The organism is Amycolatopsis sp. WAC 01416 (genome assembly GCF_003947485.1).
Taxonomy (GTDB): Bacteria; Actinomycetota; Actinomycetes; order Mycobacteriales; family Pseudonocardiaceae; genus Amycolatopsis.
This window is the reverse complement of sequence record NZ_QHHX01000001.1, coordinates 337,850-360,346: the sequence shown is the minus strand read 5'-3', so window position 1 is coordinate 360,346 and position 22,497 is coordinate 337,850. Positions and strand designations below refer to the sequence as shown.

The 22,497-nt window shown below is 68.1% G+C and carries 20 protein-coding genes; 10 read left to right on the top strand and 10 right to left on the bottom strand.

Annotation, left to right across the window (positions count from 1 at the left end; genetic code table 11):
- Nucleotides 1-303 precede the first annotated feature (303 nt).
- The 7 genes from DL990_RS01800 to DL990_RS01770 form a co-directional block, all read right to left on the bottom strand.
- Nucleotides 304-1,353, bottom strand: coding sequence for an LLM class flavin-dependent oxidoreductase (locus tag DL990_RS01800; protein WP_125784827.1), 1,050 nt, complete (start codon nucleotides 1,351-1,353; stop codon nucleotides 304-306).
- On the bottom strand, nucleotides 1,350-2,927 hold the full coding sequence (locus DL990_RS01795; RefSeq protein WP_125797704.1) for an ABC transporter ATP-binding protein: 1,578 nt from the start codon (nucleotides 2,925-2,927) through the stop codon (nucleotides 1,350-1,352). The genes DL990_RS01800 and DL990_RS01795 overlap by 4 nt, the downstream gene beginning before the upstream one ends.
- The gene (locus DL990_RS01790; RefSeq protein ID WP_125797703.1) at nucleotides 2,924-3,736 is read right to left on the bottom strand and encodes an ABC transporter permease; all 813 of its coding nucleotides are present in this window, start codon (nucleotides 3,734-3,736) and stop codon (nucleotides 2,924-2,926) included. The genes DL990_RS01795 and DL990_RS01790 overlap by 4 nt, the downstream gene beginning before the upstream one ends.
- Entirely contained in the window at nucleotides 3,729-4,679 is a 951-nt protein-coding gene (locus DL990_RS01785) for an ABC transporter permease (protein ID WP_125797702.1), read from the bottom strand. Before DL990_RS01785 ends, DL990_RS01790 begins: the two co-directional genes overlap by 8 nt.
- Nucleotides 4,676-6,283: an ABC transporter substrate-binding protein gene (locus tag DL990_RS01780; RefSeq protein ID WP_125797701.1), complete on the bottom strand. Its 1,608-nt coding sequence runs from the start codon at nucleotides 6,281-6,283 to the stop codon at nucleotides 4,676-4,678. The genes DL990_RS01785 and DL990_RS01780 overlap by 4 nt, the downstream gene beginning before the upstream one ends.
- Nucleotides 6,284-6,491: 208 nt before the next feature.
- Entirely contained in the window at nucleotides 6,492-7,130 is a 639-nt protein-coding gene (locus DL990_RS01775) for a DUF1524 domain-containing protein (protein WP_125797700.1), read from the bottom strand.
- A 349-nt stretch (nucleotides 7,131-7,479) separates the two neighbouring features.
- Nucleotides 7,480-8,160, bottom strand: a complete 681-nt coding sequence (locus DL990_RS01770) for a hypothetical protein (RefSeq protein WP_233620358.1) — start codon at nucleotides 8,158-8,160, stop codon at nucleotides 7,480-7,482.
- Between the two features lie 54 nt (nucleotides 8,161-8,214).
- Here DL990_RS01770 and DL990_RS01765 point away from each other — a divergent pair, with 54 nt between their 5' ends.
- Nucleotides 8,215-9,501 carry an adenylosuccinate synthase gene (locus DL990_RS01765; protein WP_125784833.1) on the top strand — a complete coding sequence of 429 codons (1,287 nt, stop codon included), beginning with the start codon at nucleotides 8,215-8,217 and terminating at the stop codon, nucleotides 9,499-9,501.
- Between the two features lie 69 nt (nucleotides 9,502-9,570).
- Here DL990_RS01765 and DL990_RS01760 read toward each other — a convergent pair whose 3' ends face one another.
- Nucleotides 9,571-10,065 carry an OsmC family protein gene (locus DL990_RS01760; protein ID WP_038521494.1) on the bottom strand — a complete coding sequence of 165 codons (495 nt, stop codon included), beginning with the start codon at nucleotides 10,063-10,065 and terminating at the stop codon, nucleotides 9,571-9,573.
- Nucleotides 10,066-10,187: 122 nt separating this feature from the next.
- Here DL990_RS01760 and DL990_RS01755 point away from each other — a divergent pair, with 122 nt between their 5' ends.
- Nucleotides 10,188-11,123, top strand: coding sequence for an LLM class F420-dependent oxidoreductase (locus DL990_RS01755; RefSeq protein WP_125797699.1), 936 nt, complete (start codon nucleotides 10,188-10,190; stop codon nucleotides 11,121-11,123).
- 138 nt (nucleotides 11,124-11,261) lie between these two features.
- Nucleotides 11,262-12,479 (top strand): aromatic acid/H+ symport family MFS transporter, encoded by a 1,218-nt coding sequence (locus DL990_RS01750; RefSeq protein ID WP_125784835.1) that lies wholly within the window; start codon nucleotides 11,262-11,264, stop codon nucleotides 12,477-12,479.
- Here DL990_RS01750 and DL990_RS01745 read toward each other — a convergent pair.
- Both DL990_RS01745 and DL990_RS01740 read right to left on the bottom strand, forming a co-directional pair.
- Nucleotides 12,463-13,998, bottom strand: a complete 1,536-nt coding sequence (locus DL990_RS01745) for an amino acid permease (RefSeq protein ID WP_125784836.1) — start codon at nucleotides 13,996-13,998, stop codon at nucleotides 12,463-12,465. The two genes, DL990_RS01750 and DL990_RS01745, sit on opposite strands and share 17 nt — an antisense overlap.
- A 580-nt stretch (nucleotides 13,999-14,578) precedes the next feature.
- Nucleotides 14,579-15,697, bottom strand: coding sequence for a glycerophosphodiester phosphodiesterase (locus DL990_RS01740; RefSeq protein WP_125784837.1), 1,119 nt, complete (start codon nucleotides 15,695-15,697; stop codon nucleotides 14,579-14,581).
- Between the two features lie 317 nt (nucleotides 15,698-16,014).
- Between DL990_RS01740 and purD the strand changes: the two genes are divergently transcribed.
- The 7 genes from purD to DL990_RS01705 all read left to right on the top strand — a co-directional run bounded on the left by purD (nucleotide 16,015) and on the right by DL990_RS01705 (nucleotide 22,476).
- A complete protein-coding gene (purD, locus tag DL990_RS01735; protein WP_125784838.1) occupies nucleotides 16,015-17,277 on the top strand; it encodes a phosphoribosylamine--glycine ligase in 1,263 nt (420 codons plus the stop codon).
- Between the two features lie 136 nt (nucleotides 17,278-17,413).
- The gene (locus tag DL990_RS01730) at nucleotides 17,414-17,800 is read left to right on the top strand and encodes a PE domain-containing protein (RefSeq protein ID WP_125784839.1); all 387 of its coding nucleotides are present in this window, start codon (nucleotides 17,414-17,416) and stop codon (nucleotides 17,798-17,800) included.
- A complete protein-coding gene (locus DL990_RS01725; protein ID WP_233598853.1) occupies nucleotides 17,751-18,392 on the top strand; it encodes a DUF3558 domain-containing protein in 642 nt (213 codons plus the stop codon). The genes DL990_RS01730 and DL990_RS01725 overlap by 50 nt, the downstream gene beginning before the upstream one ends.
- A 10-nt stretch (nucleotides 18,393-18,402) precedes the next feature.
- Nucleotides 18,403-20,046 carry a PPE domain-containing protein gene (locus DL990_RS01720; protein ID WP_125797698.1) on the top strand — a complete coding sequence of 548 codons (1,644 nt, stop codon included), beginning with the start codon at nucleotides 18,403-18,405 and terminating at the stop codon, nucleotides 20,044-20,046.
- Between the two features lie 4 nt (nucleotides 20,047-20,050).
- On the top strand, nucleotides 20,051-20,821 hold the full coding sequence (locus DL990_RS01715; protein ID WP_125784841.1) for an ESX secretion-associated protein EspG: 771 nt from the start codon (nucleotides 20,051-20,053) through the stop codon (nucleotides 20,819-20,821).
- Between the two features lie 167 nt (nucleotides 20,822-20,988).
- Complete coding sequence (locus tag DL990_RS01710; RefSeq protein WP_199746184.1) at nucleotides 20,989-21,306, top strand: hypothetical protein; 318 nt, start codon at nucleotides 20,989-20,991, stop codon at nucleotides 21,304-21,306.
- A 45-nt stretch (nucleotides 21,307-21,351) separates the two neighbouring features.
- On the top strand, nucleotides 21,352-22,476 hold the full coding sequence (locus DL990_RS01705; protein WP_125797697.1) for a transglycosylase SLT domain-containing protein: 1,125 nt from the start codon (nucleotides 21,352-21,354) through the stop codon (nucleotides 22,474-22,476).
- Nucleotides 22,477-22,497: the final 21 nt, after the last annotated feature.

Below are 22,497 nucleotides of genomic sequence, written 5' to 3'. Positions count from 1 at the left end.
TCCAATCACGCGAGTGTCGCCTCCAATCACGCGAAGTCCGGCTTCGATCACGCAAGACCCGCGACCTCCTCCGGCCCTCGGGCGGCCTCCGAAGGCGCGGGCATGGTGGCAGGTTGCGAAAGCCACTTTCGCAACCTTCAACGTTGCGAAAGTGGCTTTCGCAACACCGGCACCGTCGTTGACACCCGTGGTCGAGATGCGTCGCGAAAGCCACCTTCGCGACGCCTGAGGTTGCGAAAGTGGCTTTCGCAACACAGTCGCCTCACGGCCGCGACCGAATCCCCGAGACCCGACACCTTCGACTTACCCCTCAAAACCGTCCTCCCACACCCGCGAGGGCAGCTCTTTCCGCACGATCGGGATGACGTCGGAGGCGAAGAGCTCCAGGACTTTCCGTGCCTCCTCGGATTTCAGGCCGTCCACTGAGACCGCCTGCACCTCGTGCCCGAAGGAAGCGTGGTAGTCGCCGATCTTGTCGATGACCTGCTCCGGACTTCCGACCAGCGCGGAACCGTTGGCGATCTTGTCCTCCAACGTGGTGAACTCCGACTTGTTGTGCTGATACGCGGGTGTCTTCATCAGCGCCTCGAAGTGCGGCCGGTAGCCGTCCAGCGCCTCCTGCGAGGTCTTCGCGACGTACAGCCCGCCCGCGCCGGAACCGACGAGCGCGTCCGCCGGATCGTGGCCGTGATCCGCCCACCGCCGCCGGTAGTGGCCGATCAGGTCCGCGTACTTCTTCTTGGGATGGAAGCCGTTCGCGGTGAACAGCGGGTCGCCGAACTTCGCCGCCAGCTCGGTCGACTCGGTGCTCGACGCGCTCCCGTGCCAGATCCGCGGCCGCGCGTGGAACGGCCGCGGTTGCGTCGTAACGGCGGTCAGCGGCGCGCGGAATTCGCCCTCCCAAGTCACGCCTTCCTCCAGGAACAGCCTGCGCAGCAGGGCGAACTTCTCCGCCTGGTACTCCCATTGCCGTTCCTCTTCGAGGCCGAACAGCGGGAAGTGCCGGGGATCGTTGCCCTTCCCGATCATGAGGTCCAGCCGGCCGCCGGAAAGCTGGTCGAGCGTCGCGTAGTCCTCGGCGACGCGGACCGGGTCGAGCACGCTGATCACGGTCAAGGTGGTCAGCAGCCGGACGCGACGGGTGCGTTCGGCCACGGCGGCCAGGATCACCGGCGGCGCCGAGGAGAGGAACGGCTCGCCGTGCCGTTCGCCGACGCCGTACGCGTCGAAGCCTAGTTCTTCGGCGAAGACAGCTTCGTCGACGACTCGGCGCAGTCGTTCGTGCTGGGTCGGTGTCTCGCCGGTCGCCGGGTCGGGATGATTCGCGACGAGGGAGAAGAGCCCGAATTTCATCGTGCCTCCAACGGTTTCCGGCCCGGAATGGCGGCGAGCAGCTCGCGGGTGTAGTCCGCACCCGGCCGTTCGAGGACGTCCTGAGCGGGGCCGAGTTCGACGAGTTCGCCGCCGCGGAGCACGCCGACGGTGTCCGCGATCTGCCGGACCACGGCGAGATCATGCGAGATGAACAAATACGTCAGCCCGAGTTCGTCCTGAAGGCCGGCGAGCAGCCGCAGGATCTGCGCCTGCACCGAGACGTCCAGCGCGGAGACGGGTTCGTCCGCGACGATCAGCTCGGGACGCAGCGCGAGCGCCCGCGCGATGGCCGCCCGTTGCCGTTGCCCGCCGGACAGTTCGGCGGGTTTGCGCTTCAGCACCGAAGACGGCAGCGCGACCTGGTCGACGAGTTCCGCCGCCCGTGCCCGGCGTTCCGCTTTCGTGCCGACACCGAACGCCCGCAGCGGCTCGGAGATGACGTCTTCGATGCTGAACTTGGGGTTCAGCGACGCGTACGGGTTCTGGTACACCAGCTGGAACCGGCGCCGCAGCCGTCGCAGTTCTTCGCCGCGCAGCGCCGTGATGTCCTCGCCGTCGAACTCGACGACGCCGTCGGTCGGCGTCTCCAGCCGCAGGATCATCCGCGCGGTGGTCGACTTGCCCGAACCGGACTCGCCGACCAGCGCGAGCGTCCGGCCACGGGCGATGTCGAACGAAACGCCGTCCACGGCGCGGACGGTCCCGAAGGTCTTGCCGAGGCCGCGGACCGAGACCAGGACGTCGGACGACGGCGGTTTCGGCTCGCGCGACGGGGTGTCGGACAGGCTCGGCGCGGCGGCGAGCAGATCCCGCGTGTACTTCTGGGTTGGTGCGGCGAGGATCTCGCCGGTCGTTCCTTCCTCGACCACGGCCCCCTGGGACAGCACCACGATCCGCGACGCCCGATCGGACGCGACGCCGAGGTCGTGCGTGATCAGCAGGACGGCGGTGCCCGCCTCGGAGGCGAGTTCTTCGAGGTGGTCGAGGATCTGCCGCTGCACGGTGACGTCGAGCGCGCTGGTCGGCTCGTCGGCGATGACGAGTTTCGGCCGTCCGGCCAGCGCGGCGGCGATCAGCGCACGCTGGCGCAGCCCGCCGGACAGCTCGTGCGGATACTGCCGCGCCCGCGCCTCCGGATCCGCGATCCCGGCCTTGCGCAGTAGCTTCACCGCCTCCGCGCCGGCGGTTCGTTTGTCCGCAAGGCCGTGGATCAGCAGCACTTCCGCGACCTGATCGCCGATCCGGTGCACGGGATTGAGCGAAACCGTCGGATCCTGGGGGACCAGCGCGATCTCGCGGCCGCGCACGGAACGCCAAGCGCGGTCGGAGAGTTTCGTGAGATCCCGGCCGTCGAAGGTGATCTCGCCGCGCTCGATCCGCCCGCCGCGCGGCAGCAGGCCGATGGCCGCGTGCGCCGTCGTGCTCTTGCCGGAGCCGGACTCGCCGACCACCGCGACGATCTGTCCCTTGTGGACAGATAGCGAGACGCCATCCACGGCGGGGACGGACTTGTAGGAAACCGCCAGGTCGCGGATGGTCAGCAGGTCGCTCATCGCACGTCTCCTTCGATGGCTCGGGACAGCCGGTTCGCGGACAGCACCACGGCCGCGACGGTGAGTCCGGGGAAGGTCGTCATCCACCAGGCGGTGGCGAGGAAGCCGCGCCCGCCCGCCACGAGCGAGCCCCATTCCGGGGTCGGCGGGGTGGCGCCGTAGCCGAGGAAGCTCAGCGCGGACACCTCCAGTACGGCGGTGCCGAAGGTGAGCGTCGCGAGCGCGAGCACCGGGCCGAGCGCGTTGGGCAGCACATGCCGTCCGAGCACCCCGGTCCAGCGGACGCCTCCCGCGCGGGCGGCCTCGACGAACACGCCACTGCGGACACGCAGCACTTCGGCGCGCATCAGCCGGGCGAACTGCGCGAGATTCGCGACACCGACGGCGATCGCGACGTTGGTCGTACCGAAGCCGAGCGCCGTGACCAGCGCCAGCGACAGCAGGATCGAGGGAATCGCCAGCAGGACGTCGACGCAGCGCATGATCGCCGAATCGAGGGCGCCGCCCCGGAATCCGGCGAGCAGGCCGAGCGCGGAACCGGCGACGAGCGCGACGACGACGGCGATCACCGTCGCCTGCAACGAAAGCGCGGCGCCATGCACCACTCGCGCGAAGATGTCCCGCCCGGTTTCGTCGGTGCCGAAGAGGTGGCCGAGCGAAGGGCCCTGCATCTTCTCGGCGGGGACACCGGCGAGCGGGTCCTGCCCGGTGAAGAGGCCCGGGACGAGCGCCGCCAGCAGAGCGAAGGCCAGGACGGCGATCGCGAGGAGCAGGCCCGGTCGCCTGGTGTGCACGAGAACGTCAGGCATCGGCCGTCCCCCGGTGTCGGATCCGCGGGTCCAGCAGCGGATAAACGAGGTCGACGAGCAGGTTGATGCCGACGAACACCAGCGCGGCGAGCACGATCACCGCTTGCACCACCGGGATGTCCTGCGCGGTGACCGCCGACGACGTCACGCGCCCGAGGCCGTCACGGGAGAACACTGTCTCGGTGATCACCGAACCCGCGATCAGGTTGCCCGCGACCACTCCGGCGATGGTCAGCGTGGGCACCGCCGCGTTGCGCAGGAGATGTCCGAAGTGGACTCTCGACCGGCTCGCCCCTTTGGCCAGCGCGATCTCGGCGTAGGGCTCGGCGAGTTGCGTGCGGAGGCTCTTCGCCAGCACCTGCCCGATGATCGCGCCGGTCGGGATGGCGAGGGTGATCGCGGGCAGGATCAGCGACTCGAAGCCGTTCGAGCCCAGCGCGGGTAGCAGCTTGAGCCGGAAGGAAAAGAACTGGATGAGCACCAAGCCGACCCAGAACGACGGCAGTGAGATCCCCAGCGGTGGCAACGCGAGCAGGAGGTTGCCCAGCCGGCGATGCCGGGTGACGGTGCCCGCGATCGCGATCCCGCCCCCGAACAGGATCGCCAGCACCAGCGCGAATCCGGTCACCGCGAGCGTCGGTGGCAGGGCGGAGACGACCATGTTCGTGGCGTCGTCCCCGGTGGCGATCGAGCGGCCGAAGTCGCCTTGCAGCGCGGCGAGCAGTCGTTTTCCGTACTGGAGTGGTAGCGGGTCGTCGAATCCGTACTCCGTCTTCGCCGCGGCCAGTTGTTCCGGTGTCACGGAAAGCCCGGCCTCGCCCCCGCCGAGCTTCGCGCTGACCGCGTCACCCGGCAGGAGGTAGAGGATCACGAACGACACGGTGAACGCGGCCCACAGGACGAAGACCGCCTGCAGGATCCGCCGGAGCAGGTACCGCCTCACGAGCCCGACACCCAGGCGTCGAACAGCTGCAACCGGGACGACGCCTCGAAACCGACGCCGTGCGCGTTCGGCCCGTGCGCCAGCACCTGGGTCAGCTCGAACACCGGAGCCGAGTAGCCGCGCTCGATGATCGCACGCTGGGCCGCCTCGGCCGCGGGCTTCCGCTTGGCGGGGTCCACAGTGGACGACTGGGCGTCGAGCGGCGCGTCGACCGGGTTCTCCGCGGGCAGCTTGCTGCGGTTGTTCGCCTTGGTGGAGAACAGGTTGCGCAGGATGTCCGGATCCGCGCGGGTGGTGTTGTACCAGAGGTACTCGTAGTTCCCGCTTTGCGTGATCTGCACGCTTTCGGCCGTCGTGCGTTGCTCGATCTGAAGGTCGAAGCCGATCTTCCGCAGTTGCTGCTGGACGAGTTCGAGAACGCTCTTGTTCTGGTTGAACACCAGGGAGAAGACGACCTTGGCGGTCAGCCGCTGCCGGTTCTTCGTCCGGATCCCGTCGGGGCCGGGCAGCCAGCCCGCGCTCTCCAGCAACGACGTCGCCCCGGCGGGATCGTAGGCGAGCAGCGACGACAGGTCGGTGTAGAACGGCGTCGCCGAGCCGAGAATGCTGGTGGCGGGTTTGTAGTTCGGTGTCAGCACGGTGTTCGTGACCTCGGGCCGGTTGATGCCCTTGACCACCGCCTGGCGGACCTTCTCGTCGATGAGCACGCCCTTCGTGACGTTGGCGTGCAGGTTGAACACCACACCGGGATTCGGGCGGGTGGGCTCGGTGAACCCGTCGCCGGTGAACTGCGGTTCGTCGACGGGCTGGACGTCGGTGATGGCGTCGAGCTGCGCGGAAGCGAGACTTCCGGTGCGCACGCCGGGTTCCGGCACGATCTTGTAGGCGATCTTGTCGAGGTACGCCTCGCCCTGGTGCTTGAACAGCGACGAACCCCAGTGGTAGCCCTTGCGTTTGGCCAGGACGATTTCCTGGTTCTGCTTGAGGCTTTCGAAGACGAACGGGCCCGAGCCGATCAGTCCGTCGCCCTGGCAGCGCTGATCGGCGGTCTTCCGGTACGCGGCGGGCGCGAGTACGCCGAGCGACATAGTCGAGCTGGCCTGGAGGAACTGGGCGCTGGGAACGGAGAACCCGATCTTGACCGTCTTCGGGTCGACTACCGTCGTTCCCTTGTAGACGGCCAGATAGCCGGAGCCGAGCTGCGATTTCGGGCCGAGTGTCTTGACCGCGTCGAAGCTTGTCTTGACCGCGGCGGCGTCGACAGGGCTGCCGTCGGAGAAGGTCGCGCCGTCGCGCAGGTGGAAGGTGAACGCGGTCGAATCCGCGTTGCTCTCCCACCTTTCGGCCAGCCACGGCTTGATCTCACCGGTGGCCGGGTCCTGGTCGGTCAGCGAATCGACCAGCTGACGGCCGACGTTGAGCGAAGCGTTGGTGCCGACCTGCTGCGGATCGACACAGTCCGGACTCGACGAGATCCCGAGGCGCAACGTGCCGCCGGGTTTGGGCGGCCCGGCGTCGGCACCCGTCGAACCGCCCGCGGAAGAGCAGGCTGTGACGAAAAGTGCGGTGAGCGCGAGTAAAGAAGTGGCGGCGGTACGGGACACCGGGTGGCCTCCAGCGGGGAACGGGGGGCGCTTTTGCTTGCGCCTACCCGATTCACGCTAATCACGACCTTGAGGACCGCCCACATACTGAGTCCGGCTCCCAGCCCGCGAAACGTCCCACCTTTCCGCTTGACAGCACTGAAAGTACGTGAAGGCCCCCTTCATGTACCTAGGCGCAAGGAAGGGGGCCTTCATGTACTTACGGGGTCTAGCAGCGGTTGAGCATGTCCGTCAGCGCGGTCTTCTCCGCCGACTTGATGGAGAGCTTGTACTTGTACTTCACCGTGGTCCACATCTTCGCGTAGGTGCACCAGTAGCCGACGGTCGGCGGCTTCCAGGCGTCCGGCGACTTGTCGCCCTTCTCCTGGTTGACGTTGTCGGTGACGGCGATCAGCTGCGGCGCGCTGAGGTCGTTCGCGAACGCCTGCCGCTGCGAGGTGGTCCACGACGACGCCCCGGTGCGCCACGCGGCGGACAGCGGCACGACGTGGTCGATGTCCACATCGGACGCCGCGGTCCAGGTGGCGCCGTCGTACGGGCTGAACCAGCTGCCGGAGACGGCGGCGCAGCTGCTGTCCTGCTGGACGTTCGTGCCGTCCCGCTTCAGCACGACCTCACGGGTGTTGCAGCTGTTGCCCTGATCGGACCAGTGCGGGAACTTGTCGCGGCTGTACCCGGTCGACGAACCGTCCGGCTTGACGGTCAGCGCGGCGAGCTGGGTCTTGGCGGTGTCGGCCGAGGGGATGCCCGGGGGCGTCGCTTCGGCGACGCCGACGACGCCTGCCGAGACGATCGCCGAGACGGCGAGAACAGTGAAGGAGCGACGAACAGCAAGCGCGGTTGGCATATTGCCGCCTCCGTGTCAGGTTTGGGGACCTGGTCACCATGCGGGACGGATATGACCCACGCAACACCATCGGATGACACTCTGCTGGCTATTCGTGAACGGAGGGTGTCACGAGCAGGTAGGACCCGGTGTACGCCGCCGAAAAATTTTCGGAAAGTCCAGCTGATGGTTCTGAGCCGAACGGCCTAGGCCGTGTCCGGTGAGTCTGTTCGATGGGCTTCGTGATCCAGGTGGTTCCTGACGGTGCGGGCGGATCGGCCTCGTACCGGGTCGTACTCGGCCGCGCCCGCCCGTGCCGTCAGGGACCGCCTGGGCGCGAAGACCGCGAACATGACTTACCGGACACGGCCTAGTCCAGGCCGCGGACCAGCCGGAGGTCCTCGGTGTGCCGATACCAGGTCCAGCGGCTCATCGCGCGTGGATGGACGACGCCGTCGCTGCTCGGCTGGGTCGGAATGCAGCCGAGCTGGAACGCCCGCGCGTACTGCGTCGAAGGCCGTTTGAACAGCGTCCCCTTGGTCACCCGGACCATCAGCCCCGGCCCGCTCGCGTCCGGCTCGACCTCGATCGAGCGCGCGGGCCCGCGCAGGACGGTGTGCTCGTCGCAGTAGGCCACCCCGCGGATCATCCCGAGCACCCCTCGCCCGACCAGCACCCCGCCGTTGTCGTCGCGGATCAGCGGCACCGGATCGACCTCACCACGGAGGGCGAGCGAGAGGGCACGCAGCGGCTGCGTCGGCAGGCTCCAGATACGGGCGACGTCGGAGTCTGGCGACGACGGCACAAATCCGAGCGACACGCCCGAGAGCTGTTCTTTTCGTAACAGCCGCAGCGCGACGGCCGCGAGGTCCGCGTCGGTGCCCGCGACCACCAGGTGATCGTGTTCCCCCAGCAAGGGGTCGATATCCGCCTTGCCAGGGCGGCTCTGAACGCGCACCATTTCGACGTCGTCGATCTCCGGGAGTGTGGGCTCGCCCTCGGGACAGACCACCACTATTCCGCGCACCCGAAGGCCCTCCGTTACGCTCATGCACCGGCATTTACCAGCGCCAAACCACAAGTCGCCGAACACCTGGAGTGTCACATGCCGGCCATCGTGCTGATCGGGGCCCAATGGGGGGACGAGGGCAAGGGCAAGGCCACCGACCTGCTCGGCGACCGCGTCCAGTGGATCGTGCGTTACCAAGGCGGTAACAACGCGGGCCACACCGTAGTCCTTCCCGACGGGCAGAACTTCGCCCTCCACCTGATCCCGTCCGGGATCCTCACGCCGGGCGTCACCAACGTCATCGGCAACGGCGTCGTCATCGACCCGGGCGTGCTGCTCGACGAACTCGCCGGGCTGGAGGAACGCGACGTCGACACCAGCAAACTGCTGATCTCCGCCGACGCGCACTTGATCATGCCGTACCACGTGGCGATCGATAAGGTCACCGAGCGTTACCTCGGCAGCCGCAAGATCGGCACCACCGGCCGCGGCATCGGCCCCTGCTACCAGGACAAGATCGCCCGCGTCGGCGTCCGCGTGCAGGACCTGCTCGACGAGAAGATCTTCCGGCAGAAGGTCGAGTCGGCACTGGAGTTCAAGAACCAGGTGCTGGTCAAGGTCTACAACCGCAAGGCGCTCGACGCCGACCAGGTCGCCGACGAGGTGCTGGCCGCGGGCGAGAAGTTCGCGCACCGCATCGCCGACACGCGCCTTCAGCTGAACCAGGCCCTCGAACGCGGCGAGACCGTGCTGCTCGAAGGCTCGCAGGGCACCCTGCTCGACGTCGATCACGGCACGTACCCGTTCGTGACGTCGTCGAACCCGACCTCCGGCGGCGCGAGCGCGGGTTCGGGCATCGGCCCCGGCAAGATCGGCACCGTGCTGGGCATCCTCAAGGCCTACACCACGCGCGTCGGCTCCGGCCCGTTCCCGACCGAGCTGGACGACGAGTCCGGCGAGTACCTGCGCAAACAGGGCGGCGAGTTCGGCGTCACCACCGGCCGCTCGCGGCGCACCGGCTGGTTCGACGCCGTCATCGCGCGCTACGCGGTGCGGGTCAACGGCATCACCGACTACTTCCTCACCAAACTGGACGTGCTGTCCGGGCTGGAGAAGGTGCCGGTGTGCGTCGGCTACGAGGTCGACGGCTTCCGTACCTACGACATGCCGATGACGCAGACCGACGTGCACCACGCGCTGCCGATCTACGAAGAGCTGCCGGGCTGGTTCGAGGACATCTCGGGCTGCCGCACCTTCGAAGAGCTGCCGGCGAATGCGCGCGCCTACGTCGAGCGGCTCGAAGAGCTCTCGGGCGCGCGGATCTCGGCGATCGGCGTCGGACCGGGCCGGGAGCAGACGATCGTGCGTCACGAGTTCGTCTGACCCCCTTACACGCGCCATGAAAGGCCCCTTCATTGCAAATTTTGCAATGAAGGGGCCTTTCATGGCGTCTCAGGCGAGCGAGGTCTTCACCGGCGTCGGGTTCCGGAACAGGTCCAGCACCGGGCAGTGCTCGTCGACCTGCCGCTTCAGGTCCTCGTAGACCTCCGCCCCCGCGGGCCCGCTCAGCTCCACCGAGACCCGCACATCGCCGAAGCCGGGGCGAGTCTCCGAGAACCCGAAGAATCCGTGAAGGTCGATGTCACCGTCCACGGTCACCTGCACACCTTCGAGTGGCACACCGAGCTTCGCCGCCCAGAACTGGTACGTGATCACCTGGCACGAGCCCAGCGCGGCGAGCGCGTATTCGACCGGGTTCGCCGCGGTGTCGGTGCCGCCGAGCGCGGCGGGTTCGTCGACGGCGAACGAGTGGTCCCGCACCCGCACGTCCACCCGCGTCGCGGTTCCGGGGTTCAGCGCGTTGGCGACGCTGAACGAGACGGCGGCGTTGCGCGGGTCGGCGTCGACGGCGGTCTTGGTTCCTTCGATGACATCGGTCAGCGACATCGGGTCTCTCCAGGATCGAGGTGTCGGACGCCGCCCAGGGTGCGGCAACCCGCGCGGCCGCGCGCGTGATCTCATCTGGTGAACGGCGAAATATCCTTTCGACGGCGCGGTTGGCGTTGAACATGACCATCGGAGTGGCACTCCCGTCCGGGGACACCGCGGACGCCGTCAACATCGTCGATGAACTCGTCACGCAGACCCGGCAGGCCGCCGACGCGGGCCTGACGTCCGTCTGGTTCTCCCAGCAGATGGAGCACGACGCGATCACCGTCGCCGCCCTCGCCGGCCGTGCGGTCCCGGGAATCACCGTCGGGACCGGCGTCGTCCCGATCTACCCGCGACATCCGTTGCTGATCACCGGTCTCGCGCAGACGGCGCAGGCCGCCACCGGGGGCCGGTTCGTCCTCGGCCTCGGAACCGGCGCGAAGAACTGGCTCGAACCGGCGTACGGCATCGAGTACCCGTCGCCGATCAAGCACCTTCGCGAGTACCTGACGATCCTCCGTCAGGTACTCGACGGCGGCGAAGTCGACTTCCAAGGCGAGACTGTTCGGGCGCACGCCAAGGGCTTCGCGGCTTCGCTTTCTGTCGCCGGGTCTTCGGACATCCCGGTGATCATCGCCGCGATGGGACGGCAGGCGCTGCGCGTCACCGGCGAACTCGCCGACGGCACGATCCCGTTCCTCGCCGGGCCCAAAGCCCTTTCCGAGGTCATCGTCCCGGAGATCACCAAGGCAGCCGCCGGCCGTCCGGCGCCGCGGATCATCGCGATGGCCCCGGTCGTCGTGACCGACGATCCCGACGCCGTCCGCGCCCAGGTCGACCGGCAGTACGCGTTCTTCCGCGACATCCCGTCCTACCGGGCGGTCTTCGACGCCCAGGGCGTGGATTCCGCCGGTGAGCTGGTGATCGCCGGGGACGAGGAGACCGTCGCGGCCGAGATCCGGCGGTACTTCGACGCCGGGGCGACCGAGGTGGTCGCGACGCAGAGCGGCATCCGGAACAGCGAAGAGCGGCTTCGTACCTGGAGCGTCCTCGGAGACCTCGTCAAGCGTTGACCCCGTGTCAGGAAAGGGGCGTTCAGGACATTTTCGTCCTGAACGCCCCTTTCCTGACATCCAGGGTACCCGTGGCCTTGCTCACAGCGTTCGGATTGTGCATACTCGTGCGCATTGCGAACACAGCTGGAGGTCCCCATGCCCACTGCCGCGGCCCGTTCGTGGGTGGTTCCACTCGCCTGGACGGCGGTACTGCTCGACGGATTCGACCTGGTCGTCCTGGGCACGGTGCTGCCCGCGTTGCTCCGTGACCACGTCTGGGGGCTGACGCCGGGCACGGCGTCGGTGATCTCGACGTTCGGCCTGATCGGCATGATGATCGGCGCGATGGCGATCGGCACGATCACCGACGTCATCGGCCGCCGCAAGGCGCTGATCATCGCGGTCACCGCCTTCTCGGTGTGCACCGCGCTTTGCGCGATCGCGCCTTCCGCGTTCTTCTTCGGGCTGTTCCGCTTCCTCGCCGGGCTCGGTCTCGGCGGTTGTCTCCCGACGGCGATCGCGCTGGTCACCGAGTACGCCCGCAAGGGGAAGGGCAGCAGCGCGACCACCACGGTGATGACCGGCTATCACGTCGGCGCGGTGCTCACCGCCCTGCTCGGCATCTGGCTGATCCAGCCGCTCGGCTGGCGTGCGATGTTCGTCGCGGGCGCGCTGCCGGCGCTCGTGCTGGTACCGCTGATGATCAAGTACCTGCCCGAATCCGAATCCTTCGAGCGGGTGCGGGACACGCAAGAGAAGTCGGCGACACAAGTTGTCGGCGGGTTGTTCCGAGGCGGGCTCCTGCGCGCCACCATCGCGTTCTGGGTGACGTCGTTCATGGGACTGCTGCTGGTCTACGGGCTCAACACCTGGCTGCCGGAGATCATGCGCCAGGCAGGCTATCCGCTGGGCGCGGCGCTCGGGCTGCTGCTCACGCTGAACCTGGGCGGCGTCGTCGGCCTGCTCGTCGCGGGCCGGGTGGCGGACAAGGTCGGCGTGCGGCCGGCGGTGATCTTCTGGTTCCTCGGCGCGGCGCTGTTCCTGGCCCTGCTGAGCGTGAAGCTGCCCGCGGTCGGTTTGTACGTGGCCGTGTTTCTCACCGGCGGGTTCGTGTTCAGTGCGCAGGTGCTCGTCTACGCCTACATCGGCAAGACGTACCCGGATTGGCAACGCGCCACCGGAATCGGCTGGGCGGCGGGCGTCGGCCGCGTCGGCGCGATCAGCGGCCCGATCCTCGGCGGCGCGCTGCTGACCGCCGGAATCGCGTACCCGTGGGGTTTCTACGCCTTCGCCGCAGTGGGGGCGTTGGGAGCGGCCGCGGTGACCGGAGTCCGCGCCGGCCGCTCCCGGGAGGCCGCTACCCCAGCTCCTTGAGTTCCCTTTCCACGGCGGCGAGTTCCGCTTCGGAACCCTGCACCTTCGGGCCCGTGAACCACTTGCGGGCCGAGACGAACCACCACACCGCCGCACCACCGAGTACGACGAGGAAGGCGATAGGCGTGTAGTTGAAACTGTCGATGGTGATCGGTGATCCCTGCGGGAGCATGAACAGTACGAAGATGAAGCACACCCAGACGGTCGCGATGGTCCCGATGAGCTTGCCCCAACGGCCGAGGTTCCACGGTCCGGGTTCGAAGTCGTCGCCCTTGCGCACCCGCAGGAACACCGGGATCACATAGGCCACGTAGAGGCCGACGACGGCGATCGAGGTCACCGCCGCGTAGGCGGTTTGGCTCCACAGATACGGCAGGGCGAGCAGGAACGCGCCGCCCGCGGCCAGCCACACCGCGTTGGTCGGTGTCTGGGTGCGCTTGTTGATGCGGTGCCAGAACTTCGAACCCGGGATCGCGCCGTCACGGGCGAAGGCGTAGATCATCCGCGAGTTCGCGGTCACCGACGCCATCCCGCAGAACAGCTGCGCGCCGATACAGATCAGCAGGAGGAACTTGCCGGTCGTCGCGCCGGTCGCGTCGATGAAGATCTGCGCGGGCGGCACCCCGGTCGCGGAGCCGACGGCGCCGTCGTAGTCCTGGATGGCGAACGTGAGGCCGATCAGCAGGACCCAGCCGGCGACCAGTGAGACGAGGATCGAGTTGATGATGCCGCGCGGCCCGGCCTTCGCCGCGTTCTTGGTCTCCTCGGTCATATGTGCCGAGGCGTCGTAGCCGGTCAACGTGTACTGCGCGACGAGGAGCCCCAGTAAGAAGACGTAAACCGGTGAAGCCCAGCCGGTCTTGTTCACGAACTCGCCGAAGACGAAGGACGCGTCCTGGTGCTTCTCGGGAACGACGATCAGCACCCCGACGATCACCAGCACGCCCACCAGATGCCACCACACGCTGATGCTGTTCAGCAGTGCCACGATCTTGACGCCGAAGGTGTTCAGCAGCCCGTGGATCACGAGGATGATCCCCAGCAGCAGGATCGTGTGGCCCGGCGTCGCCGCGAAGCCGAACTGCAGGTCGAGGAAGGCGTTGAGGAACAGCGCGGCGCCGAAGTCGATCCCGGCGGTGACGGCGATCTGCCCGATGAGGTTGAACCAGCCGGTGAACCACGACCACGCCGCGCCGTTGCTCGGCGCGAGCTTCGCGGCCCAGTAGTAGAGGCCGCCCGCGGTCGGATAGCTGGAACAGACCTCCGCCATGCCCAGTCCGACGAGGATGACGAACAGGCCGACCAGCGGCCAGCCCCAGATCATCGCGGCGGGCCCGCCGGTCTTCATGCCGAACCCGTAGAGGGTCAGGCAGCCGGAGAGGATCGAGATGATCGTGAAGGAGACAGCGAAGTTCGAGAAGGTCGACATCGTGCGCCGGAGTTCCTGCGCGTAGCCGAGCTGGTGGAGCCGGGCACTGTCTTCGTCGGCGGGTTCGGCCTGCTTGTCTGAGACATCCATCGGGCACCCACTTAAAAGGTATGCGGACAGACCATTGAGATCCGCCGAAATTAGGCCCGCCGACCTGCGGATGTCAAGGTCCCGTCAAGACCGCACCCCCTCCGGACGCCATGAAAGGTCCTTTCCTTGCAAATTTTGCAAGGAAAGGACCTTTCATGGCACTCGCCGCCGCAGGGCGAGGACGGTGACGCGAGCAGAGAGCCCGGGTCAGGTTGGTCGTGAGTGGTGATTCGGGTTAGAGCCAAGGGTGTCTTAGGTGCCTACGTGGTTCCGGCTGTGGGTTGGTGCCAGGCCCGGTCCGTGAAGGACTCCTTGAGGGACTCTGGGTCCCTCAAGGAGTCCTTCACGGACTCGGGCATCACCACGTTGGCCCCACAGGCACCAGCAGTCACAACAGTGGCGCGTGAAGGCATCCTTCACACCTTGCCGAGTACATGAAGGACCCCTTCCTTGCGCCAGGCGCAAGGAAGGGGTCCTTCACGTACCTCGGGAGGGCAAGGTCACTGGTGCCGAGCCGGTCAAGCCCTCGTGAGCGGTAAAGCGGGTTAGAACCCGAATCGCCACTCACGACCCCGAGAACTCAGCGCCCCCGGAAAGCCTTCACAGCCTCCAGCGCCGTGTCCGGGTGGTCGGCGAAGTAGCCGTCGACGCCCGCCTTGAGGAACGCCTCCTGCTCGGCGAACGCGTTGCCGTACTCGGCGGGGTTCGCCGACGAGCGCAGGTTCTGCGGGAGGAAGTTGTTCTCGTTGCGGAACGTGTACGGCCCGACCTTCAGCCCGGCCTGGTGCGCGTCGGCGACCAGCTTGGTCGGCTGTCCCAGCGCGCCGTTCACCACCGGGATGACCTGCGCCTTCTCTGGGCCCAGGTAGTCCGCGTACTTCGAGATCTCCTTCAGGCCCGCAGGCGTGACGAGGTCGGCGTACGTCCGCGGGTCGCCCTTCGCGACGAAGTCGGCCGGAGCGCCGGTCGCGGAGGTCAGCTGCAGCAGCGGCACCCGCACCTGACGCGAAAGCGCGATCAGGTTCGACACCTCGAACGACTGGATGATCACCGGCGCCTTCGGGTGGTTGAGCCCGTTGCGCTTGATCAGCTCGACGAGCTTCGGCTCGGTCGGGTTCTTGATCGACGAGAAGTACGTCGAGTGCTTGATCTCCGGGTACGTCCCCAGCTCACGGCGCAGTTCGCGGCCCAGCCGGCGCGTCAGGTCGAGCACCTCCTGGTAGGTGGCGATCTGGTAGCGGCCGTCGTAGATCCTGTTGTTCGGCCGCAGCTGCGGGATCCGCTCGGTGGCGCGCAGGGTCTTCAGCTCGGCGAGGGTGAAGTCCTCGGTGAACCAGCCGGTGAACGACGCGCCGTCGATGACCTTCGTCGTCTTCCGGTTCGCGAACTCGGGGTGCTTCGCGACATCGGTGGTCCCGCCGATCTCGTTCTCGTGCCGGGCGACCAGCTGGCCGTCCTTGGTGGGCACGAGGTCGACGTCGACCCAGTCGACGCCCTGGCGGTAGGCGAGCTCATACGAGGCGAGCGTGTGCTCCGGGCGGTAGCCGGGGGCGCCGCGATGTCCGACGATCACCGGCCCATCGTGGCCCTTCGCCAGCGCCGACACATCTTGGGCGCTCGGCTCGGCGGCGCCTGCCAGCCCTGTGACGCTGAGTACGGCGAGTCCGGACAGGGCGAGCACGCCCAGGCGCTTTCGCATGGTGGTTGACCTCTTTCGCTTGAACTCGGGGTACCGCGCAACCCTTGACGCAGGAGGCGTCCGATCGGCGAAGACGGACCGGCGGAGCGCTGACCGCCGGGTGAACGCCGGATGGAACCACCCGCTCGAGGACGCGACGTGTTCGGACTGTGTCGATCGGTGAACCCGCGACCGCGATCGCGTCGCCGGGGCAGGTTCGTGTTTTCGCAGGTCAGACGTCATGGTGCCCCGCCGCCACGATGGCGGGGCCTCCGGTCGGGGCGGGTTTCACGTGGCTCCGCCAACAGGTCGTCTCCGGCACGGTTACCCTGTGCGTCGTGCGCGTACTGGTAATCGGGTCCGGCGCCCGTGAGCATGCACTCGTCCTCGCGGTCGCGGAAGACCCTTCCGTCACCGCGCTGGCTTGTGCCCCGGGCAATGCCGGCACCTCTTCGGTGGCCGAGCAGCTCGGCGTGGACGCGGCCGATCCCGAATCGGTCGCCGCCCTCGCCAAGCAATGGCAGGCGGACCTGGTGGTGGTCGGCCCCGAGGTCCCGCTGGTGGCGGGTGTCGCCGACGCGGTCCGGAAAGCGGGCATCGCCTGCTTCGGCCCGTCCGCGTCCGCGGCCAGGATCGAGGGCTCCAAGGCGTTCGCGAAGGACGTCATGGCGGCCGCGAAGGTGCCGACGGCGCACTGTGAGGTCGTCGACAACCCGGCCCGCCTCGACGCCGCGCTCGGCCGTTTCGGTCCCACTTGGGTGGTCAAGGACGACGGCCTCGCCGCGGGCAAGGGCGTCGTGGTCACCACGGACGTCGATGTCGCGCGCAAGCACGCCCTGATGCTGCTCGACGGCGGACACCCCGTGCTCCTCGAGTCCTTCCTCGACGGCCCGGAGGCCTCTCTCTTCTGCTTCGTCGACGGCCGCACGGTCGTCCCGATGCTGCCCGCGCAGGACTTCAAGCGTGTCGGCGACGGCGACGCGGGTCCCAACACCGGCGGTATGGGGGCGTACGCGCCGTTGCCGTGGGCGCCGAAGGACCTGGTCGACGACGTCGTCGAGCGGATCGTCCAGCCCGTGGTCGACGAGCTCGACAACCGCGGCGCCACTTTCTCCGGTCTGCTCTACGCCGGTCTCGCGCTGACTTCCGAGGGCCCGCAGGTCATCGAATTCAACTGCCGGTTCGGCGACCCGGAGACCCAGGTCGTCCTGGCGCTGCTGCGCAGCCCGCTCGGCAAGGTCCTGCACGCGACGGCGACCGGCAAGCTCGCCGACCTGCCGCCGCTGGACTGGGATTCGGGCGCGGCGGTCACCGTCGTGCTGGCCGCGGACGGTTACCCCGGCAAGCCGAGGACCGGCGACGTCATCACCGGTGGTGAGCTCGAAGGCGTGCTCCACGCCGGCACCCGGCGCCGCGACGACGGCGCCGTGGTCTCCTCCGGCGGCCGTGTGCTGTCGGTCGTCGGCACCGGCAAGAACCTGAAGGCCGCCCGCAAGGACGCCTACGCGACGGTCGAGAAGGTCCACCTGGCCGGCTCGCATCACCGCACCGACATCGCCCTGCTCGCGGCCAAGGGAGAGATCGCCACCCCGGTCTCGTGAATTCCCGGCGGAACCGTCGCGGTTCCGGGTGCGTCCAACCCGGTATTTCCCGCAAAGCTTAGGCAGCCGATACATCCGCGTTGGTAGCCTCAGGCGGGACGAACGGTCACCGTGCGCAGTGTCCAAGGGGTGGGGAATGGCAGTATCGGACAAGGTCCAGGACCTCACGTCGGCGGTCCCGACGCCACCGTCGGTGGCCGACATCAGAGTCGACCCGTCGAAGCTGCTCGAAGTGGCGAAGATCGTCGAAGAGCAGATCGACGCGTTGCAGGACAAGCTCATGACGCGGCTCGACCAGCTGCGCATCGACACCCCGGCCAACGACACCGTGAGCACGCAGGCGACCGGTGTCTGGAACGAACTCGTGGCCGACGGCGACCAGTCGTACGCCGCGCAGGTCCGGGCGTACGTGGCCGGTCTGCGGAGCCTGGTCAACCAGCTCCGCACGGCTGCCAAGGAGTACAAGACCAGTGATGCGGACAAGGCCGCCGCGTTCGGGGACCGTGGTGTTCACCGGGCGTAGGCCCCGTGTGCTGGTGTCCGGCGGAGTGCTCACCCTCGCGCTGGCCGGATGCACCACGGGGACGGGCGGCCAGGCGTTTCCCGACGAGCCCGCGCTGGCTTCGGTCACGCAGGGCGCCAAGGCGTCCGCGCTGCCTGCCAGGCCCGCCGAGTTGAGCCTGCAGGGCGTCGATCCGTGTGCCCTGCTCACCGATCCCCAGCTCGATCAGCTCAAGATCAACAGCAAACCGCGCGCGGCCGCGGAACCGATCGACGGTCCGACCTGTGTCCTCGACGCGGACGCCGCGCAGCCCTTCCACAGCTACTACGTCCGCACGATCACCGCGGACGTCGAAGAGTGGTTCACCGGCAAGCGCCGCAAGAACAGCATGACCACGGAACCGACGGCGGTCGGCGGGTTCCCCGCCATCAAGAACCACCGTGACGGCGGGACGCCGGGTGACTGCGAAACGCTCGTCGGTGTCGCTCGAGGACAGACGCTGGCGGTGCGGGCAGTCGCCGTCACGGCCGGTGGGTTCACCATGCCGCAGCTGTGCGAAATGTCCGCACGGGCGGCCGATTCGGCTTTGCAGACCTTGAAAGCACGCAACTAGGGAGGGCGGCGTGAACGTTTCCGACCTCGCGGGCAGGCTCCGCGATCTTCGGTTCGACGGCTACACCGACACCGGGATCGCGACCGAGATCGAACGCTTCCGCAGCGGTGACGGCACCGGCAGCATCGGCATCGCCGTCGACGCGCTGAAGGCCGTGGCGGGCGCGCTCGCCGACACCGACAAGACACTGCGCGACGAGCTGGGCAAGCTCGGCGTGGAATGGCAGAGCGAGGCGGGTGGCGCCGCCGGCCAGGTGTTCACCGAGCAGGCGGGCTTTTCCCAGGACGCGAACTCGAAGGTCTCGCACTCCGCGGAGATGATCTTCGCCCAGGGTGAGGCCTTCAACCGGACGTTGCACAAGCTCCCGGATCCGGAAGTGGTCCGGAAGGGCGCCGGCGGGTTGACCGTCGGCGACGTCGTGCTGAGCCTCATCGGGTTCGAGACCGACCACGCCAAGAGCGTCGGCGCCGCGAACAACGCGCGGGCGCAGGCGCAGGAGGCGTTGAACGACTACGCCAAGACGAGCGGTGAGAACCTGCTGTCGACCGACACCTTGGCCGACCCGCAGGCGATGAACCTGTCCCAGACCACCACCGCCGCCGGAGTGGGCGGCGGTTCCGGCGCGCTCGACCTCGCGGGCACGGCCACCGAGCTCACTCCGGACGGCAGTGTGCGACCCGCGTCGGCCGCCGTCGAGTCGAAGTACGTGCCGCCGGTCGTGCAGCCCGTCAGCAATCCGAAGGCGCCGTCCTACGACGCCCCGACCCCGGCCTACGGCGTCGCGATGGGCGGCGGTGTGGCTCGCAAGACCGGCGCGTCGGCGCCCCACTCCAGTGTCACCGCTCCGGCGGCCGCGGCTCCGACCACGCCGTCCGGCACTTCGAGGCCGGTACCCGCACCGGGCAGTGGCTGGGTGACGCCGAACCGGCCCGCCCCGCAGCCGGAACAGGGCAGGCCGTCGTACCCGGTCACCGGCTCGCCCGCCACGCCGCCGTTCATCCCGCCGGGTGCGCCGAACACCCCGGGCGTCCCGCCGGGCCCGTCCACCGGCAGCGTGCCGCCGAACAGCACCACGTCGGCGCAGCCCGCCGTCAAGTCGTTCGGCACCGGGCCCGGTGCCGACAGCGCTCTCGGCAAGGGCCCCGGCTCCAGTTCCGGCCCCGGTGTCTTCGGCAACGTCGGCGGTGACCAGGCGCTCGGCAAGGGCCGTTCGGTCGGCGCCGGACCGCAGACGCCGTTGGCTCCCGGCAATGAATCCGGCCGCGGCTTCCCCGCCGTCCCGAAGATCACCGGCCCGGCGGCCGGCGACCTCGGTGCGGGCGCCGCCGCGCTCGGCGCCGGAGTCGCGGGTGGGGCACTGAGCGGTGACAAGGAACGCGACCGCCGTCCTCGTCAGGAAGGCGGCGGGAAGCCGACCCGTCAGCTGCCGATCGGCGAGCTTCCCGAAGAAGAGGCCATGAAGCGTTCGGAGAAGATCGGCGCGAAACAGCCGAAGCCGGAGTCGAAGTTCATGGAGCGTGCGGCCACTCAGGACGTCGAAGACGATGCGGAGCACATCAGGCGTTACGGCGTCGACGACAAGGACCTGTTCACGGACGAGCGCATGGTGTCGCCCGACGTGATCGGTGACCACGGCAACCCCGAAGCGCGCTGAACCTGTGCCGAACGACAACGGCAGCCTGGTGCTGTCCGCACTCGAGTTCGAAATGCTCTGGGAAGCCGAACGGCTGCCCCGCCGCCATGTCGCACTCGACGTGCCGAGTCCCGGAACGACCCACACGGAGCGGGCGGCACTGATCGAAGAGGCCTGGGAATCCCTGCGCGCGCGAGGGCTCGCGCGGGGACACCAGGCGTCGGGCGAACTGGTCGACATGCTGAACCTGTTCGCGCACCCCAGGGTCGCGATCGACGTCTGGGTGTGGACCGACCGCGAGATCAAGGGCCAGGCGGTCAGCGTCGGCAACCAGGCGTTGCTCGGCGTGATCGACTCCGGCCAGGTGTGGCTGATCCCCGCCAGGGAGAGCTCCCTCGCCGAGGCCGCCGTCTCGGTCGCGGGCGATCTCGGTCCCGGCGTCGGCCAGTCGGTCAGCATCCCGCACGACATCCTCCGCGATGCCGACGCCGCCGCCCGCGGCGACGCGAAAGCAATGGTCACCGCCCTGGAAGACCTGGACGTGCCACTTTGGCAGGCCCAAGAGGTGGCGGGCATGCTGCTCGGCCAGGAGGCGCGTGGCCAGTTCGGTGTCGAACGCGCGGGCCGCGACGGCCGCCCCCGCCGCGCGGAAAGTGTGGTCGCCTTCTACGACACGGACGCGGGACGGTACCTGTTCCAGGTCGCGCGGAACCGGGACGGACGGGATTGGGCGACCATCACCCCGGCGGACAACCAGCTGCTGGCGACGCGGATCCGGGAAGTCGCCGATTTCTGATTCGCCCGATTCGACTGTTCACGAAGTCGAAATCGGCGGGGTGGAAGTTGGCGTGGATACGCACACGGCCCACTGCCGAGGTCTTAAAGTATGCGCGGGAACCGTCCTGATCGGCAGCGCGTCTGATCGGAGGCGATACGAGTTTTCCGTGAAGGGGATGACGAACCGTGCCTGTGTACGACCCGGAGTCGATGGGGATCGCCGCCGGTCAGGTGGAAAGGCTCAAGGACGAGTTCGAAAAGTCCAAGAAGCAGGTCACCGGCGTCGACGACGAAAAGGAAAGCCCGTTCGGGGCGATGGGCGGTTCGGGTGACGTCCACGGCGCCGTGGGCTCCTTCAAGGACGGCGTGCACAACGAGTTCGATTCCGCCGGAAAGCTGATGGAGGCCACCGCCTTCGTGCTGCGGAAGGCCGCCGGCTTGATCCAGGAGACCGAAGCCGTGCACGTGGACAATCTGAAGCTGCACGAGCACGGCAAGCAGTGAGCACACGAAAGCCGGCCCCGGCGGGCCTGATTTCTAGGGGGCGTTGTGGGCGATATTGACTTCCCGCCGAACTGGTCACAGGTCACGGACAAGGCCAAACAAGTCGAGGGCATCAAGCCGGAAGCCATTCAGAAGGCCGCGGATCAGTTCCACGCCGCCGCGTCGCAGGCAGGCGACCACAGTGCCTCGCTGAAGTCGTCGACCGACGCGTTGAACGGCGGTGTCTGGAAAGGTCCCGCCGCCGACGCCTTCTTCGATTACGTCAAACAGATCACCTCCGCGGGCGACCGGGTCAAGGGGCACCTGGAGGAGATCAGCAAGGACCTCGGCGAACTCCAAGTCCAGCTGAGCGACATCAAAGGCAAGATCGACGACGCCGCCAAGACGGCGCAGAAGACCATCCAGACGTGCATCGACACGGAGACGCCGAAGGTCGCGGCGGCTCGTAAGCAAGCGGCCGACGCGGCGGATCCGGACAAAAAGATCCAGCCGCCGAATCCGACCGCGGAACAGATCATCACCGCGGCGAATGCCGCCAACCAGAAGACCGCCAGTTCGGCCGCCGAAAGCATCACCGGGCTGTTGACTCAGGCGGACGGGTTGATCAGCAAGTCGCAGCAGCTGATGAAGAAGGACATCGAGGGCGGTGGCTACGCGACGGTCCCGATGCCCGGCAAGGACGGCAGCGTCCCCAAGCGCACCGGCGGTCTCCATACCGGCGGTGGCGGTGGCGGCGGTGGAGGCGGAGGAGGCGGCGGCGGTGAGGGCGGCGGCCTCGGCCCCAGCGGCGGTCCGCCGTCGACGACGCCGCCGGGCAACGTCCAGCAGTGGATCCAGGAGGCCATCAAGATCCTGCAGGCCGCCGGGATCCCCGTGACCGAGGCGGACATCCAGAAGATCTGGACGATCATCGAGAAGGAGTCCGGCGGTAACCCCAACGCCATCAACGACTGGGACTCCAACGCGGCGAAGGGCACGCCGTCGAAGGGTTTGATGCAGTGCATCGACCCGACCTTCAACGCGCACAAGCTTCCCGGGCACGACGACATCTACAACCCGGTGGACAACATCATCGCGGGCGTCCGGTACACGTTCTCGCGGTACGGCGGCTTCGAGGGGCACCCGGGGCTGAAGTCCATGGCCGGTGGCGGCGGTTACCAGGGCTACTAGCGGTCGCGGTGGTCGCGGTGG

Coding starts and splice junctions, on each gene's coding strand:
- DL990_RS01800 (WP_125784827.1), bottom strand. CDS start 1,353: ATGAAATTCGGGCTCTTCTCCCTCGTCGCGAATCATCCCGACCCGGCG.
- DL990_RS01795 (WP_125797704.1), bottom strand. CDS start 2,927: ATGAGCGACCTGCTGACCATCCGCGACCTGGCGGTTTCCTACAAGTCC.
- DL990_RS01790 (WP_125797703.1), bottom strand. CDS start 3,736: ATGCCTGACGTTCTCGTGCACACCAGGCGACCGGGCCTGCTCCTCGCG.
- DL990_RS01775 (WP_125797700.1), bottom strand. CDS start 7,130: ATGCCAACCGCGCTTGCTGTTCGTCGCTCCTTCACTGTTCTCGCCGTC.
- DL990_RS01770 (WP_233620358.1), bottom strand. CDS start 8,160: ATGAGCGTAACGGAGGGCCTTCGGGTGCGCGGAATAGTGGTGGTCTGT.
- DL990_RS01765 (WP_125784833.1), top strand. CDS start 8,215: ATGCCGGCCATCGTGCTGATCGGGGCCCAATGGGGGGACGAGGGCAAG.
- DL990_RS01760 (WP_038521494.1), bottom strand. CDS start 10,065: ATGTCGCTGACCGATGTCATCGAAGGAACCAAGACCGCCGTCGACGCC.
- DL990_RS01755 (WP_125797699.1), top strand. CDS start 10,188: ATGACCATCGGAGTGGCACTCCCGTCCGGGGACACCGCGGACGCCGTC.
- DL990_RS01750 (WP_125784835.1), top strand. CDS start 11,262: ATGCCCACTGCCGCGGCCCGTTCGTGGGTGGTTCCACTCGCCTGGACG.
- DL990_RS01745 (WP_125784836.1), bottom strand. CDS start 13,998: ATGGATGTCTCAGACAAGCAGGCCGAACCCGCCGACGAAGACAGTGCC.
- DL990_RS01740 (WP_125784837.1), bottom strand. CDS start 15,697: ATGCGAAAGCGCCTGGGCGTGCTCGCCCTGTCCGGACTCGCCGTACTC.
- DL990_RS01730 (WP_125784839.1), top strand. CDS start 17,414: ATGGCAGTATCGGACAAGGTCCAGGACCTCACGTCGGCGGTCCCGACG.
- DL990_RS01725 (WP_233598853.1), top strand. CDS start 17,751: ATGCGGACAAGGCCGCCGCGTTCGGGGACCGTGGTGTTCACCGGGCGT.